Origin of the sequence: Leucobacter ruminantium (assembly GCF_017565705.1) — a bacterium.
In the GTDB taxonomy this organism is placed as follows: Bacteria; Actinomycetota; Actinomycetes; order Actinomycetales; family Microbacteriaceae; genus Leucobacter; species Leucobacter ruminantium.
In genome coordinates this window covers 1-16,371 of record NZ_JAGDYL010000040.1, presented here as the reverse complement: position 1 = coordinate 16,371, position 16,371 = coordinate 1, and the positions used below count along the sequence as shown (strand labels likewise).

Genomic DNA, 16,371 nt, shown 5'->3' with positions numbered 1-16,371 from the left:
AGGTAGCGTTAAACACGAAGACCTCGTGAGAGAACGATGGACGTTGAACACCCTGATTCTCTTACGAGGTCTTCGTTCTACCCAGGCGTACTCACCGATCGGCCTACACTCTCAAATCCGAAGAGCCGCGATATCGACACCCTCGCCGTGCCGCTGCTCGGCCCGTGGAACAGCCTGCGCGGAGCGGTGGACTTCGTGGCCGCCGTCGCCCCGAGGCGCGTCTTCCCGATCCACGATGTCCACCTGAGCACTACCGGCTACGCCCTCTTCTGGAATCTCATCACGAAGTCTGCAGACGCCGCGGGGATCGAGTCCCTGGAGGTCGTGCAGGGCGAGCCGTTCTTCCCGATCGGCTCAGGAGGCTGAGGCACTTCCCGCCTCAGTCCTCGACTTCCAAGCGTTCGCCGAGCAGCTGAGCGGCCTCGCGGATCGCCCCCATGCGGGCCTCGTCATGGATGAGGTCCTCGATCGCCTCCGACGGAGTCAGCACCGCGATGGTGATCGTCCGGGTCTTCGCCGAGGCGACCGGCAGCGCCACGGCGCTCACCCCTTTCACCGCCGACTCCAGCGAGATGGCGAAGCCGCGAATACGGGTGCGGTTGAGCTCGCGCTCGAGTTCGGCGAATGCCTCCTCGTCGAGCTCGGTGCTCGCCCGTTCGGCCGCAGGCCCGCGGAAGAGATGCTCGAGCTGTTCCTGGCTGACACCGGTGAGCGAGGCGCGACCGGCTGCCGTCGCGTAGGCCGGCAGCACAGCACCGCTGCGATCGAACTCGGTGCGCCCGTTCGTGCCGACCGCGAGCAGCACACGCGCGTGTGGGCCGACGCGCAGCGTGAGGTTCACGGTCTCCCCCACCGTCGCTGCGAGCTGCTCGATGATGGGGCCGGCCGCCTGCCGCAGCTGATCGACGTCCTTCGCCATCAGCACGGGAGCACCGAGTGCCGGCCCCGGAAGATACTGCCGCTTCGAGCCCTGCACCGCGAAACCGTGGAACACGAGCATCGCCATGATGCGGTGAGCTGTTGAGACGCCGATGCCGAGGTCGCGCGCGACCGTGCTCACCCGGATGGGATTGCCGTCGCGCAGGATGTGGATGACGCGCAGGGTCTTATCGACTGACCCCAGCGCATAGGCGGGGGCCTCGAGTTCCTGCGCGCAGCTCCGCATACCGCTATGGTATTGCCGTTCGCTCATGGAAGGCTCCTCGCGGATCCCGCCTGTCGCGGGCGGGCCCCCGTCGACATCGACATCACCGCTCCACGACACGGATGCAGCGCATGAAGAAGTCCTCGATGCGCAGCAGCGCCTCGAAGCCCTCCGGCAGCACCGCCGCGAAGGTGGGGAAGACGTGCACCATGCCGGGCCAGACTTCGAGTTCGACATGCACATCGGCGTGCGCGGCCGCCCCCGCCAGATCGACGGAGTCGGAGAGCAGGATCTCCCTGGACCCCGCGTGGATCTGCAACGGCGGCAGACCCCGCAGCAGGTCGGGATCGGGTCGCTCGACTGCGGTTCCGGTCGCCGCATAGTGTCCCGCGGCCGCCGCCAGCCCTTTTCGCGTGAGCGACGGATCGCGCATCTCGTTGCTCGCGTACGACGAACCGGAGAGCGTCAGATCGCTGAAGGGAGAGATCAGCGCCGCTGCGCCCGGAAGGTCGGCGCTGCGATCTCGGAGCTCGAACAGCGCCTGCAGCACGAGTCCGCCACCGGCCGAGGCGCCGACCATGCCGATGCTGCCCGGGTGCGCACCCGCTGCGACGACTCCCTCGTAGACAGCGATCAGATCATCCCGCGCAGCAGGGAACGGATGCTCGGGTGCGAGCCGATAGTCGACCGCGACGACCCTCCGGCCCGTCGCCCCCGCAAGGGCAGCCGTCAGTCCGTACGATCCCATGGCGCTGCCTGCGATGTACCCGCCCGCATGGGCGAAGATCACCGGCTCGCTTCCCTCTCCGATCTCCACTACGGGCACGCCGCCGATCTCCCGCTGCACGAACACGTCCACCGCGGGATCGGGACGACGACCCAGTGCGTCGAATGCAGTGCGCAACTCCCCGAGGTCGCCGGCGAAATCGAGTGGATTCGCCCGCAACGCCGCGATGACCCGATCGATCGGGAGTTCGTTCCCACTCATGCCAGCTCCTTTGCCCTGCCGGGCGTCGTCCACATCAGGTTGCGTCGAATCGCATTGCCGCACGCTCTCCGGCCAGGCTACCGAGAGCCTACGAGCCGGTCCCGCCCTTTCTGCTCCCCGGAAGGCTTCGCCTCCCGATGACCGCCGCGAACCTCTGCAGCCATTCGATGTCCTCGCCGAACGGCGATGACGTATGGTGCGCGCCTTCGCACGCAGCGGTCAAGCATCGGCTTGGGTGAAGACCCGCGAGAACTCCTCCGCGTCCTCCCGCGAGTTCATGACCTCGACCAGCATCGGTCGGTCGGAGGCGAAAGCCTCTTCGAGCGCGGTCCGCAGTGCGGCGGCGGTCTCGACGCGCACAGCATCGAGACCGAGACTGCGCGCGAAGTCGGCGTGCTCGATCCCCGGGTTCAGGAACTCCCAGCCGAAGTCGGCTTCGGCATCGACGAGGGGAGACCCCGTGACGCGCGCGAGTGCCCCGATATCACGCCATCCGCCATTGTTCAGGATGACGTACACGACCGGGATACCGAACTGAGCGGCGGCGTAGATCGCAGTAGAGGTGAACATGAAGCCGCCGTCGCCGAGCAGGCAGACGACCCGCTGCTCCGGTCGGGCGAGTTGCACCCCGATCGCAGCCGGACCCGCCCAGCCCTGGGCGCTCGCTTTGCTCGAGATCCCGAAATAGGTCCCTGTGTTCGAGATCGGCACCAGCTCCTCGACGAACGGCTCGCCCGAGGCGCAGTGGTTGATGATGATCGCGTTCTCGGGCATCGCCTCGGCGACCTCAGTGGCGATCCGGCTGATCGCGAGTTCCGGAGCGTCGAAGCGGATGCTGCGCAGTTGCTCGCTGTGCGCCTCCCGCCTCGCGTGCAGGGTGCGGGCGTTCGCGAGGCGTTCCCGCAGTCGTTCAGGGGCTAGCGGAAGAGCCTCGAAGAGTTCGGCGACCGCACCGAAGGTGGATGCGGGCATCCCGAGGATCGCGACATCCGAGCGCACTTGCCGGTTGAGGGCGAGTGGATCCGGGGTCAGCGTCACCGTGGTCGCGCCCCCGAAGTCGATCGGATCGGTGAGTCCAGATTCGGTGAGTTCCACCCCCGCCAGCACCACGAGGTCGGCCCCGGCAATCGTGCGGCGGTTCATCGCGAGTTTGCCGATGAACTGCCCGTGGGTGGTGGGGAACCCGAGGTCGGAGATCTTGTCCTCGCTCGCAACGCACACGCCCGTGAGTTCCGCGAGCCGAACGAGGTTCGGCACTCCGCAGTAGCGCTCGACCTCGCCTCCCGCGACGATGACGGGGCGCTCGGCCTCGCGCAGCAGCTGCGCGAGCCGATCGACGGCCTCGGCGGATGCTGTCGGTGCTGCCAGGAGCTCGCTCGGCGCGACTCCTCCCGATGTGTCTTCGGTCTGTTCCAGCCAGACATCCATGGGGAAGGCGAGGTGCACGGGCCCGTAAGGCGGGGTATTCGCCACTTGGAAGGCACGTGCGACGAGTTCGGGGATCCGGGCGGCGCTCGGCACCTCGCAGCTCCACTTCGTGAACTGCTCGCTCATCTCGGTGATCGCCCGCGGCACCGCCGCGTACTGGTCGGTGCCGGAGAGCTTTCGGCTCGATGTCGTCGAGGTGAAGACCATCGGCACCTGCTCGGCCCAGGCCGTCGTCACCCCCATCATGGCGAGCGCGGTGCCCGACGCGTGATAGACGTTCACGAACGCCGCGGAGCGCTTCGCCCGCGCATAGCCGTTGGCGATGAGCGCCAGATTGGTCTCGTTCAGCGCGGAGATGTAGCGGATGCCGTCTCGGTTCCTGTAGAACGCCTCCGCGAGAGGCAGCAGTCCGAGGCCTGCGATGTTGAACGCTTCTGTGACTCCCAGGCGCTTCAGCGAACGCACCAGGAGTTCAGCACCGTTGATGTGTTCTGCCATGTCCTTCATAGCTCTGCTCTGCTCCGCTCCGTGGTCGTGGGGTGGCGAGGCGCTATACCGGGCCTGCCGATAGCTCGAAGCTACGCGGCAGCGGCACCCGGGCTGAAGAGGATTCCGCGAACCAGAACCGGACACACTCCAGTGCGTCGGTTCAGAACGGTTCGTCGGCGCACTCATCCTCGAGTGCCCGCCGCAACGACTCTCTCGCTTCGAGGAGCAAGGCGATCTTGCGTCGATCGCGCACGAGCGCGTCCAGCCTGCTGCTCGATGTGAGCAGCACGATCGAGCACGGCGTCGCATCGCCGCCGGGGAACACTCCCACCGCAACCGACGCTATCGAGCACTGCACCTCTTGATCGCACACCGAGAAGCCGTGCAGCCTGGTCGACGACAGGTGGGCGAGCAGTTCGGCGTAGTCGACGTCGTCGAGAGCTGCTCCCGTCAGCTCGGCGTTGCGGCTGCGGTAGAGCCGTTCGAGCAGTTTCTCGGGTTCCATCGCGAGCAGGGCCCGCCCGGCCGAACTCGAATGCGCCGGATAGACGTGTCCGCGACGATCGCCGAGACTTCCGGTCGCCTCATCCCCCAATGTGGCGAGCACCCGAGCGTGCACGCCGATGCGGATCGACAGGTTCACGATCTCGTCGACCTCTGCCTGCAGGGACTCGAGTATGGGCATCGCAGTGCGAACAAGGCTTTGGTTGCGCCGCGAGGCGATGATAGGTGCGCTCAGAGCGGGTCCCGCGAGGTATCGCTGTCTGTCGTCTTGCACCGCAAATCCCTGATACACGAGCATCGCCATCGTGCGGTGCGCGGTCGACCGCGCGACCCCGAGCCGATCCGCGACGTCCACGATTCGCACCGCGCCCGAATCGCGCAGCATGTGCAGGGCCCGTAGCGCGTTATCCACCGATTCGAGAGCATAGGGCGGTTTCCGGTAGTCGATCTCGCTCTTCTTCAATCGTGCGCTCCCCGTTCGACGGCCCATGCTCGCGGGCGGTCGACGACTCATCGTGCCCGTGAGTAGGGACATCATGCTTCACGCCCGAAGCGCACTCAAGCCGGTTCTGCTCAGCAGAAACCGGCGGCCGACGGGTGAAGCGAGCGCTGTTCTGAGCGAGGAGCGAAGCGACGAGTCGAAGTATCGAAACCAAGGATCCGCCCGAGGGGCTCGTTGCGCCGCAAGCTCCTCGCTCGAGCGGCGGGGAGGGATCCCTCGCCGCTGCGATCGGGGTCACTTGTGGGGTGTGTCGCGCCCGAAAACGCCGCAACACACCCCACAAGTGACCCCGATCGTGCGTGCCGACACCTCGCGCCGCACGATGACCTCGGAGCCGCCGGGCTGAGCGAGCGAAGCGAGTCGAAACCATGGAACGGCCCTCGATTTCGACTCGCTGACGCTCGCTCGATCAGCGGCAAGAGCCGCCGAGACCAGGATCCCTCACCGCACGAGCGAGCGCAGTCGGCGCAGCGCGACCGACAGCGTCGCGAGCCCCGTCTCCTCGCCGGCGTGCACCGCGGCCGAGGACTCCTCGAGCGCGCGGCGCGCGGCCGGGCCGCCCTGCTCGATCCAGGCGGCGATGCGCTCCTCGGGATCGCCGGCCTCGGTCTGGTCGAGCACCGAGGCGGCGAGCTCGATCATCACGGCGTAGAGATCGTCGCGCATCGCGGCCCGGGCCATCGAGCCCCAGCGGTCGTCCTGCGGCAGCGCCGTGACCCGAACCAGCATGTCGTCGAAGTGCACCCGCTCCGACAGCGCGTACGTGACCTCGGCGAGCTCATCGAGATCCCACCCACGCAGGCGCGAGCGCTCGATGATGTCGAGCAGCGGCATCAGTTCGAGCAGGCCCGCTCCGCGCAGTGCCAGTTCGCGGGGCACGCCCGCCTCCTCGAACTCGCGGGCGCGTGCCTCGAAGCGCTCGCGCTCCTCGCCGCGCTGCAGCTCGCCCATCCGGGTGAAGAAGCTCTGCACCGGGGCGCTGAAGAGCTCGATCTCGGAGCCGATGTCGATGCCGTCGGGCCTGTGGTGCACGAACCAGCGGGTGGCGCGGTCGAGCAGACGGCGGAAGCCGAGGTAGAGCTCGGTCTGGGTCGAGGTCGGCACGATGTTGTCGGTCGCCTCGACCTCCACGACGAAGCCGCGCAGGTCGAAGATCTCGCGCGCCGCGACGTAGGCGCGGGCGATCTGCTCGCTGGAGGCGCCCGTCTCGTCGGCGGCGCGGTATGCGAAGGTGATGCCGCCGCGGTTGACCATGGAGTTCACGACCGAGTTGACGATGATCTCGCTGCGCAGCGGGTGGGCGTCGAGGTCGTCGGCGTAGCCCTCCCTGATCTCGGTCGGGAAGTAGTCGGAGAGCGTGTGCTCGAACCAGGGATCCTCGGCGAGGTCGGTGACCGCGAGGTCGGCCTTGAGCGCAAGCTTCGCGTAGGCGATGAGCACCGCGAACTCGGGGCGCGTCAGTCCCCTACCTTCGGCGTGGCGGCGCTGGATCTCGGCGCCGCTCGGCAGGAACTCGAGCTCGCGATCGAGCTCGTCGCGCTCCTCGAGCCACTCCATGAGACGCTCGTGCGACGGCAGCATCTCGACTGCGTTCGCGCGCGAGTTGCCGAGCAGCACGTTCTGCTCGTAGTTGTCGCGCAGCACCTGCACGGCGACCTCGTCGGTCATCGAGCGCAGCAGCTCGTTGCGGGCCTCGCGATCGAGTCGGCCGTCGCGCTCGACGGCGCCGAGCAGGATCTTGATGTTGACCTCGCGGTCGGAGGTGCCGACGCCCGCCGAGTTGTCGATCGCATCGGTGTTGATGCTGACGCCCGACATCGCGGCCTCGATGCGGCCGCGCTGGCTCACGCCGAGGTTGCCGCCCTCGCCGACGACGCGCAGCCGCAGCTCGTTGCCGTTGACCCGGATCGCGTCGTTGCCGCGGTCGCCGATCTCGGCGTTGGTCTCGTCGCTCGCCTTGATATAGGTGCCGATGGCGCCGTTCCAGAGCAGGTCGACCGGCGCGAGCAGCACCGCCTTCTTCAGCTCGAGCGGCGTGAGGGTCTTCACGTCTGGGTCGAGGCCGAGGGCCTCGGCCATCTCGGGCGTCACGTCGATCGACTTCAGGGTGAGCGGGAAGACCCCGCCGCCCTTCGAGATCACGTCGCGGTCGAAGTCGTCCCACGACGAGCCGGGCAGCTCGAACAGCCGCTTGCGCTCGGCGAAGGTCGCGGCCGCGTCGGGGTTCGGGTCGACGAAGACGTGGCGGTGGTCGAAGGCCGCGACGAGGCGGATGTGCTCCGAGCGCAGCATGCCGTTGCCGAAGACGTCGCCCGACATGTCGCCGACGCCGACGACCGTGAAGTCCTCGGTCTGGGTATCGTGGCCGAGCTCGCGGAAGTGGCGCTTCACCGACTCCCAGGCCCCGCGGGCTGTGATGCCCATGCCCTTGTGGTCGTAGCCGGCCGAGCCGCCGGAGGCGAAGGCGTCGGCGAGCCAGAAGCCGTACTCCTCGGAGATGCCGTTGGCGATGTCGGAGAATGAAGCGGTGCCCTTGTCGGCGGCGACCACGAGGTACGAGTCGTCTCCGTCGTGACGCACCACGTTCTCCGGCGGCACGATATCGGCGCCGTCACGGTTGTCGGTGAGGTCGAGCAGACCGCGGATGAAGGTGCGGTAGGCGTCCTTGCCCGCTTCGAACCACGCCGCCCGGTCGGCGGGCGAGGGCAGCTGCTTGGCGTAGAAGCCGCCCTTCGAGCCGGTGGGCACGATCACGGCGTTCTTCACCATCTGCGCCTTGACGAGGCCGAGCACCTCGGTGCGGAAGTCCTCGCGGCGGTCGCTCCACCGCAGGCCGCCGCGCGCCACCTTGCCGAAGCGCAGGTGCACGCCCTCGACCTGGGGCGAGTAGACCCAGATCTCGGCCATGGGGTGCGGCTTGGGCAGACCGGGCACACGGCCGCAGTCGAGCTTCATGGACACCCAGGGCTTGGGGGCTCCGTCGGCGGTCGTCTGGTAGAAGTTGGTGCGCCAGGTCGCTCCGATGACGCCGACGATCGATCGCAGGATGCGGTCGTGGTCGAGGCTCGAGACCCCGTCGAGGGACCGCAGCAGCGCACTCTCGGCATCGGCGGTCTGCGCGTCGCGATCACCCGCGATCGAGGGATCGAAGCGCAGCTCGAAGAGGCGCACGAGGTCGGCTGCGAGGCCGGGGTTCTCGATGAGCGCCTGCTCGATGTACTCGACGGAGAACGCGGAGCCGATCTGCCGCAGGTACATGGCGATGGCCCTGAGGATGACGATGCGGCGCCAGTCGAGCCCGCCCAGCAGCACGAGGGTGTTGAGCCGGTCGCTCTCGGCCGCCCCCGTCCACGAGGCCGAGAAGGCCTCCTCGAAGACGCGGCCCCACGACGCGTCGTTCCACACCTCGACTCCCGGCGCGGTGAGACCGAGGTCGGAGATGTAGCGCACCTGGCCGTCGGCGAGCGTGATCGTGTAGGGGCGCTCGTCGACCACGTCGACGCCGAGATCGGTGAGGATCGGCAGCACGCGCGTCAGCGGGTACTGCTTGCGCGAGGCGAGCGTGAGCACGCGCTTGCCGGCCTCGTGCTTCTCGGGCTCGTAGAGGCGCACCGCGAACTCGTGCTCGTCGAGGCTCTCGAGCAGCATGATGTCGCCGAGCGCGTCCTCCGGCCCGACCGCCTCCTTGTAGGACTCGGGGAACGCCTCGCCGTACTGGCTGAGCAGCCTGGCGGCCTCCTCCTCGCCCTGCGACTGGTGCAGGGCGTCGACGAGCCCCTCGGTCCAACCGCGGATGGCGGCCTCGAGCTGCGCCTGCAGGGCGGCCTCGTCGACGTCGGGCACCGAGGTGCCGCGGGGCACGCGCACCACGAAGTGCAGCTGTGCGAGCGGGGAGTCGCCGACGCGGGTGGCGTGGTCGATGTGCTCGGCGCCGAACACCGAGCGCAGCAGGTCCTGGATGCGCAGGCGCACGGTCGTGTTGTAGCGATCCCTCGGCAGGAAGACGAGCGCCGACACGAAGCGCCCGAATTCGTCCTTCCTGAGGAAGGCGCGTGCGCGGCGCCGCTCGCGGAGGCGGCTCACCTCGCTCGCGACCTCGAGGAGATGCTCGGGGGTGTCCTGGAACAGCTCGTCGCGGGGGTACTGCTCGAGGATCTGCAGCAGATCCTTGCCCGAGTGCGAGGTCGGCGAGTAGCCCGAGGCGTCGAGCACCGCCCGCACCTTGGTGGAGACGATGGGCAGGGTCATCACAGACGCGGCGTAGGCGGCGGAGGTGAACATGCCGAGGAAGCGGCGCTCTCCCGTCACGTTGCCCTGCTCGTCGAAGGTGCGCACGCCGATGTAGTCGAGGTAGACGTCGCGGTGCACGGTGGCGCGCGAGTTCGCCTTGGTGATCGTGAGCAGGCGCGGCTCGCGCGCGGTGCGCTGCGCCTCGGGGCGCAGGTGGGCGACTGCGGTGGTCGACTTGCGCAGGATGCCGAGGCCGGTGTGCGGCAGCGGTCGCAGCACCTCCTCACCGTTCTCATCGGTCTCGAGCGCGTGCTCGCGGTAGCCGAGGAAGGTGAAGTTGTCGTCGGCCAGCCAGCTCAGGAAGTCGACCGTCGGCCCGACCGTGGCGGGGTCCGCGGTCGAGGGCGGGTCCGTGCGCAGGTCGGTGACGATGTCGAGGCAGGCGCGGCGCATCGCCCGCCAGTCGTTCACGGCGGCGTGCACGTCCGCGAGCACATTGCGCAGCTGCTCCTCGAGCTCCGCACGGCCCTCCTCGGTCGGCACGCGGTCGATCTCCAGGTGGATCCACGATTCGAGGTCGCCGCCGTGGGCGTCGACCTCGAGCAGCTCGCCCGCCTCGTCGCGGCGCACGGAGACCACGGGGTGCATGAGCAGGTGCACGGCGAGACCGCGGCGGGCGATCGCGGCGGCCACCGAGTCGACGAGGAACGGCGAGTCGTCGGTGCAGATGTTCACGATGGTGCGGCGCGAGGTCCACCCGTGCTCGCTCAGGGTGGGAGTGAAGACCGCGACCAGCGTCTGACCCGGCTCACGACGGTCTGCGAGCGTGCGCATCGACATCGCGGCGCCCACGATATCGCGGGGCTCGCGCTCCTCGAGATCGGCGGCGTCGACCTGCGTGAGGAGGCGCTCGAGAGCCGGTCTGAACATCGGATCGATGGTCTCGAGAGCGTCGTGGATGGGGGCGAAAGCGGGATCGCTACTCATTAACCTCAATGTCCTGTTCTGAACTTCGACGGCGGGCCAGGTCAGGGCCTGCGCTCATCATAGCCTCGAAAGGGATCGCTGCCCATGCCCGTCCCGGGTCGCCGCTGGCCGGCTCGGCAGCGCCGACCGCGCCCGTGCGCCCCGGCCTCCGACAGGCCCCGCGCCCGCCGTGCGGGTAGCCTGGGATGACCACTGTTCCCTCGACACCGGAGGACCCATGTCGAAGATCGCCCTCGTGCGCCAGCCCAGCAGCCTGCTCGACGACGGGATCGTCGACCACATCGAGAAGGTCGCCGTCGATCTCGAGCGCGCTCACGAGGAGTGGCGCGGCTACGTCTCGACGCTGCAGGCGCACGGCTGGGAGACGATCGAGGTCGATCCGGCGGACGACTGCCCCGACTCGGTGTTCATCGAGGACACGGTCGTGATGTTCCGCAACGTGGCCGTCATCTCGCGCCCCGGCGCCGACAGCCGCAAGCCCGAGACCGACGGCACGCGCCGCGCGCTCGAGGCGCTCGGCTGCCCGATCGCCGAGATCCGCGAGCCCGGCACGCTCGACGGTGGCGACGTGCTGAAGATCGGCGACACGGTCTACGTCGGCCGCGGCGGCCGCACGAACGCCGAGGGCGTGGCGCAGCTGCGCCGCATCCTCGCCCCGCTCGGAGCGAAGGTCGTCGCCGTGCCCGTGACGAAGGTGCTGCACCTCAAGACCGCGGTCACCGCGCTGCCCGACGGCACCGTGATCGGCTACCCCGAGTTCGTCGACAACCCCGCGATCTTCGACCGTTTCCTGCCCGTGCCCGAGCCGCACGGCACGGCGGTCGTCTGCCTGAGCGAGTCCGAACTGATCATCTCGGCTTCGGCGCCGAAGACCGCGGAGATGCTGAGGGATCTCGGCTACACCGTCACCGAGGTGGCGATCGCCGAGTACGAGAAGCTCGAGGGCTGCCCCACCTGCCTCTCGGTGCGCGTGCGCAACCTCGACTGAGGCGCCCTCGCGGGCGGCGCGCATCGGGTAGGGTTCGGAGTTGTGCCCGCTCGTCCGTCCTCCGAAACACGCCGACCCTGGGTGCTCCTGTTCGTGGCGGTGTGCCTCGTCGCAGTGAACATGCGCATGACGATCACGGGCATCGGCCCGCTGCTCGAGGACATCGCCGACGACCGCGGGACCACCGCGGCCGCGCTCGGGGGCCTCGCCTCGGTTCCGCTGCTCGTGTGGGCCGCGGTCTCACCGCTCGCCCACGGCATCGCCGCGCGCATCGGGGTCGAACGCGCGGTGGGCTGGTCGCTCGCCGTGCTCGCCGCCGGCACGGTCTGGCGGTCGCTGCCGGGCGGATCCCTCTCACTGTGGTTCGGCACGGTCTGCATCGGCGCCGCCCTCGCGATCGGCAACGTGCTGATGCCCGCGGTCGTGCGCCGCGATTTCGGTTCGCGCATCCCGCTCGTGATGGGCGTCTACTCGGCGCTGCTCAGCGCCTTCGGCGCCGTCGGAGCCGGCATCGTGGTGCCGATCGCCCACTTCGAGGCGGGCGACGGCGCCGAGCTCGGCTGGCGCATCGCCCTGCTCGCGACCGGTGCGCCCGTGCCGATCGCGCTGATCGTCTGGATCGTCGCCACGCGCCGCGCCGCCGCGCGGGCGGCCTCGGCCGGGGCGCTGAGCGGGGATCCGCAGGGCGACTTCCTCGTCACGAGCACGGGCACGCTCACCACGATCCGCAGAGGCACCGCGGGTCGTCGCGTCTGGCGCGACCCCGTCGCATGGGCCGTCGCGTCGTACATGGGCCTGCAGTCGCTCCCCTTCTACACCCTGTCGACCTGGCTGGCCCCCATCCAGTCATCGCACGGGCGCACGGCCGTCGAGGCCGGGGTGGACGTGATGATCTACCAGCTCGCGGGCATCGCCGGGTCGATCTGCCTGCCGCTGCTCTACCGCGGCGCGATGCGGCGGTGGCTCGCGGCGCTCGTCCCCGTCGCGATCGGGGTCTCGGTGACGGGTATCGTGCTCGAGACCGGCCCGGCCCTCCTCTGGCTGTGCATCGCCGGGTTCTGCGCGGGCGCCTCGCTCGGACTGTCGCTCATGTTCATGGCGATCCGGGCGCGCGAGCAGGAGACGGCGAGCGCGCTCTCGGGCATGGCGCAGTCGGTCGGCTATCTCGTGGCGGCGGCCGGACCGGTGCTGTTCGGTCTGGTGCACGAGTTCAGCGGCGGCTGGGGCGCGCCGCTCGTGCTGCTGCTCGTCTTCGGCTTCGGGCAGCTGATCGCGGGCGTGGCTGCCGGCCGCGAGCGCTTCGTGTTCAGGGGATAGGGATCCCTCACCCCTTGCCGCGGGCGAGCGTGGCGACCGTCGGATCCTTGACGTAGCCCGGCGCGAGATGCTCGCCGCCCGCAGGGTGCGCAGACCACTCCAGGAGCCGCCAACCGCGGCTCGGGTCGCCCTCGATCGCGACGAAGCCGGTGTTGGGCATCGAGGTGCGCTCCACGCGCGACAGGTCGACGCCGCTCACCCGCGACGTCGCCCAGGCGCGTATCGCGGCGCCGTGCGAGACGAGCATCGCCGACTCGGCCCCCGTCGCCGCGATCTCCTCGATGGCCGCGTCGTAGCGGGCGAAGAACTCGGCGCCGCTCTCGCCGCCCGGCATGCGGCGCTGCTCGTCGCCGCGCACCCAGTCGAAGATGGTCGTGATGTAGGTGCGGATCGCGTCGCGGTCCGCAGCCATCTCGAGATCACCCGCCTCCACCTCCCGCAGCCCCTCGTGCACGCTCGGATCGAGGGATCGGGACTGCGCGAAGGGCGCGGCCGTGAGCGAGGTGCGCAGCAGCGGCGAGACCGAGACCGTCTCGATGCCGCGATCCCGGAACGCGTCGGGGATCGCGGCAGCCTGCCTCTCGCCGAGCGATGTGAGCCCCGGCCCGGGGGCCGCGGTGTCGAGGAGCCCTTCGACGTTCGAGGGAGTCTGGCCGTGGCGGACGAGCACGATGCGCATGCTCCCATCCTCTCGCACGGCGGGCGCCGGTGCACGCCGCGCGGTTTCCGGGTCGGGGGCGACCGCCTCACGGAGCTACCCGACGGCCGGCCCCCGGAGCTACCCGACGGTCGCCTGCCGGGAAGGGTCGCATTCGGGGGTTTCGACGCCCGAATAACCCCGAGATGCGACCCCTTACGCGGGCGCTACCGGCCGACGGCGGTGCAGGAACGCCGTGAGCACTGCGAGCGCCGATCCCACAGCGGTGTCGAGCACGCGCTCCCAGGCGACGGCCATCACGTCGTCGGCGCCCGTCGCCATGGCGGTGATGAGCAGCACGAGCGGTGTGATGAAGACGAGGGCGAGCGCGTAGTTGCGCACGACGACGAGCTCGATCGCGAACTGCAGCAGCATGAGCACGCCGACGGCGAGCAGAGGGATCGCGCTGACCGGCGCGATCGCCACCGCGATCGCCGCCCCGATGAGCGTGCCGACGGTGCGGTGCAGCCCGCGCACCACCGAGGTGCCGCGCGAGGGCGTGAGACCCACGACGGCGATCCCGGTGCCGACGGTCCAGTAGGCGCGGTGCGTGTCGAGCAGCGCCAGGCTCACGACGCAGCCGAGCACGGCGACGAGCGCGATCCGCAGCACGAGTTCGCGCTCGCCGGCGCCGAGCGCCCTGAGCGGCAGCAGTTCGCTCAGCGGTTGCACCGGGCGGCGGCGCTCCCGCGACCGGAGCAGCGGCGCGAGCGCGATCAGATACGAGGCGACGAGGCCGCACGCGACCGCGGCGAGGAAGACGAGCGGATCGTTGAGACGCTCGCCGTCGACGACGGACGTCACGTTCGCCGCGAGGCCGTAGCTCAGCACGAAGAACACCGGGCCCGGCGGACCGACGCGGAAGACGAACGAGGCCGCGCTCGTGCAGACCGCCACCACGACGAGACCGGTGGTGAGCAGCCAGGGCCACGGTGCGAGCGCTGCTCCCAGCCCCGCGCAGGCGAGCAGCACGGCGCCCACGAACGGCAGCGCCCTCGCGCGCTCGGCCGCCGCGGCCCCGGCGAAGAACAGCGCGAGGAAGGCGCCGACCGATGTCTGCAGGCCGATGCGCTCGTAGCCGAGCAAAGTCAGAACACCGAAGGGCACCCCGATCGAGAGCCCGGCCCGCACCGCGATCCAGCCTCGCGGCTCGGGGTTCGGCGGCAGCGAGAACAGGCTGCGCACGGCAGCGCCGGCCGTCCTCGCTCCCCGCTGTCGCAGACCCACCCGGCCTCCTTCCCCAGCGTCACGCTAGCAGGCCGGCGGGGCGGTACGCCGTCACTCACGACGAGGAAGCGGCACGAGGCTCATCACCGCGCGGAGACGCCCGCGCTTGATCACGATGAGCATCTCATCGCCGACCCTCGGCCGCGAGAGCGAGACCCTTCCTCGAAACACGCCGGGTTCTCCCTTCGCAGGCAGGAGCAGATGGCCGTCCGCCCACGCGTGCGTCCGCGCCGAGACCGCATCGGTCACGCGTATTTCGACCTCCCAGAAGCGTTCGCCGCGCTCGATCGTCGTCGAGTGCTCGAGCGGACCCGTTCGCGCAATCTCATCGTCGCCATCGATCTGATTACTGGGCAGGGTCGGAGCGAGGAATGCCGGCCTGCGATCCCGGGTCGCGTGCTCATACGCGGATGCGTAGTCGAGGAGACGGTCGTCGGCATAGGCCGGGCCGGCGAAGGTCAGCCCGACCGGCATCTGCGTATCCGACATATGCCCCATCGGAACAGTCACCGTGGGGATGCCCAAGTGCCGCAGCACCCGGTTGCCGTTGGAGTAGACCACGCCGTTCCGAGAGGCGTCGTCGAGACTCTCCGCCCGTTCGAAGAGGTCGGCGCGACCGACGTCGCCCGCGGCCGGGAAGGCGACGACATCAAGCCCCTCGGCGAGGAGCCAGTCCTCGAAGTCGAGTTTGCGGGCCTCCTCCAGGCCGCGGAGGAGGTGGTCGAGCCCCGGGATGTCCGCATACGAGTCCGGGACGCCCTGCTTGACGATCTCCACCAGGCGCTGCCAATCGAAGCCGCCACGGGCCCGGGTGATCCACACCGGGACCGGGGCGTCGTCCAGCGGGAACACCGCGTCGCCGTCGACCTCGGCCCAGCTGCTGAGGTCGGGATCGTTGTTCTCCCGGAGGAACCGGTCGAGCGCGAGCGCCGTGACCGCACTGCCCTCGAGCGCGCGCCAGTCGTCTGGGACGAGCCCGCGTGCGGCCAGACCCCGGGCACCCGGACGGTCCTCCTCGTAATTGGAGACCACTGGGAACGCGACGTCGACGATCTCGGCGCCCAGTGATCGCAACGCGTCCGCCGCGGTCTCCCACAGCCGGCGTACGCTAGGTCGGATGACGGGCGGATCATCGCCGTCGGGATCGTCGCCGATGTACATCTTCGGCACTCCGACTCGGATGCCGTCGAGCCGGGCCGGTCGCGGGCGGGCGATCGGTCTCCTGAACACGTCGCTTGGCGACGGCAGCTCGACCGCAGTCTGCTGACGCCAGAACTCCCCGTCCCGGTGAGCGTCATCGGATGCGAGCACATCGAGGACGAGGAGAAGGTCGGCGACCGAACGCGTGTGCGGGACGACGACATCGCAGGTCGGGCGGAGAGGCCAGTTGCCACGCAGGGAGAGCATGCCTCGGGAGGGCGTGTAGGCCACGAGCGCGTTGTTCGACGCGGGGGATCGTCCAGACGAGACCGTCTCCTCCGCCATCCCGAAGGCGCACATGCTGGCCGTTGTCGCCGTCGCGGAGCCGTTGGAGGATCCCGAGCCGTAGGCGGCGGTGAGGTATTGGGGATTGTAGGGGCTCCGAGCGTAGCCGTAGAGCCCCGGTTGCACGCCGCCCGCCGCCATCGGAGGCATGTTGGTCTTGCCGAGCAGCACCGCGCCGGCCGCCCGCAGCTGCGCGACGGTCGCCGCGTCCTCGTTCGCGATGAGGCCGCTCAGCGCAGCGCTGCCCGACGCGACGGTCGGCGGATTCAACCGGTGGTCGCAACGAGTTCCGTGAACTTCTCCGATGGTGTCAGATATCCGAGCGTCTTGCGTGGTCGGCCGTTGAGCGAGTCCTGAATCGCGGTCAGGTCCGCGCGGCTAACGA

Annotated in this window: 11 protein-coding genes; 3 read left to right on the top strand and 8 right to left on the bottom strand. The window is 69.5% G+C overall.

Annotated features, from left to right (window positions below; translation table 11 throughout):
- Positions 1-147 precede the first annotated feature (147 nt).
- Entirely contained in the window at positions 148-366 is a 219-nt protein-coding gene (locus J4H91_RS14725) for a hypothetical protein (RefSeq protein ID WP_208047008.1), read from the top strand.
- A gap of 13 nt (positions 367-379) precedes the next feature.
- Here J4H91_RS14725 and J4H91_RS14720 read toward each other — a convergent pair whose 3' ends face one another.
- The 5 genes from J4H91_RS14720 to J4H91_RS14700 all read right to left on the bottom strand — a co-directional run bounded on the left by J4H91_RS14720 (position 380) and on the right by J4H91_RS14700 (position 10,272).
- Entirely contained in the window at positions 380-1,192 is an 813-nt protein-coding gene (locus J4H91_RS14720) for an IclR family transcriptional regulator (RefSeq protein WP_208047007.1), read from the bottom strand.
- Between the two features lie 55 nt (positions 1,193-1,247).
- Entirely contained in the window at positions 1,248-2,132 is an 885-nt protein-coding gene (locus tag J4H91_RS14715; RefSeq protein WP_208047006.1) for an alpha/beta hydrolase fold domain-containing protein, read from the bottom strand.
- A gap of 219 nt (positions 2,133-2,351) precedes the next feature.
- Entirely contained in the window at positions 2,352-4,058 is a 1,707-nt protein-coding gene (locus J4H91_RS14710; RefSeq protein WP_208047005.1) for a thiamine pyrophosphate-binding protein, read from the bottom strand.
- Between the two features lie 151 nt (positions 4,059-4,209).
- Positions 4,210-5,043: an IclR family transcriptional regulator gene (locus tag J4H91_RS14705; protein WP_279544279.1), complete on the bottom strand. Its 834-nt coding sequence runs from the start codon at positions 5,041-5,043 to the stop codon at positions 4,210-4,212.
- A gap of 453 nt (positions 5,044-5,496) precedes the next feature.
- Positions 5,497-10,272 (bottom strand): NAD-glutamate dehydrogenase, encoded by a 4,776-nt coding sequence (locus tag J4H91_RS14700; protein ID WP_208047003.1) that lies wholly within the window; start codon positions 10,270-10,272, stop codon positions 5,497-5,499.
- 217 nt (positions 10,273-10,489) lie between these two features.
- On the opposite strand from J4H91_RS14700, the gene ddaH reads away from it, so the two are divergent.
- Together ddaH and J4H91_RS14690 are read left to right on the top strand one after the other, a co-directional pair.
- Positions 10,490-11,260, top strand: a complete 771-nt coding sequence (ddaH, locus tag J4H91_RS14695) for a dimethylargininase (RefSeq protein ID WP_208047002.1) — start codon at positions 10,490-10,492, stop codon at positions 11,258-11,260.
- A 42-nt stretch (positions 11,261-11,302) separates the two neighbouring features.
- The gene (locus J4H91_RS14690; RefSeq protein WP_341783568.1) at positions 11,303-12,577 is read left to right on the top strand and encodes an MFS transporter; all 1,275 of its coding nucleotides are present in this window, start codon (positions 11,303-11,305) and stop codon (positions 12,575-12,577) included.
- 7 nt (positions 12,578-12,584) lie between these two features.
- Here J4H91_RS14690 and J4H91_RS14685 read toward each other — a convergent pair whose 3' ends face one another.
- From J4H91_RS14685 to J4H91_RS14675, 3 genes are all read right to left on the bottom strand, one after another.
- Positions 12,585-13,256 carry a histidine phosphatase family protein gene (locus J4H91_RS14685; protein WP_208047001.1) on the bottom strand — a complete coding sequence of 224 codons (672 nt, stop codon included), beginning with the start codon at positions 13,254-13,256 and terminating at the stop codon, positions 12,585-12,587.
- A 174-nt stretch (positions 13,257-13,430) separates the two neighbouring features.
- On the bottom strand, positions 13,431-14,501 hold the full coding sequence (locus J4H91_RS14680) for an FUSC family protein (RefSeq protein ID WP_341783567.1): 1,071 nt from the start codon (positions 14,499-14,501) through the stop codon (positions 13,431-13,433).
- A 51-nt stretch (positions 14,502-14,552) separates the two neighbouring features.
- Positions 14,553-16,256 carry an amidase family protein gene (locus J4H91_RS14675; protein ID WP_208047000.1) on the bottom strand — a complete coding sequence of 568 codons (1,704 nt, stop codon included), beginning with the start codon at positions 16,254-16,256 and terminating at the stop codon, positions 14,553-14,555.
- Between the last annotated feature and the right edge of the window lie 115 nt (positions 16,257-16,371).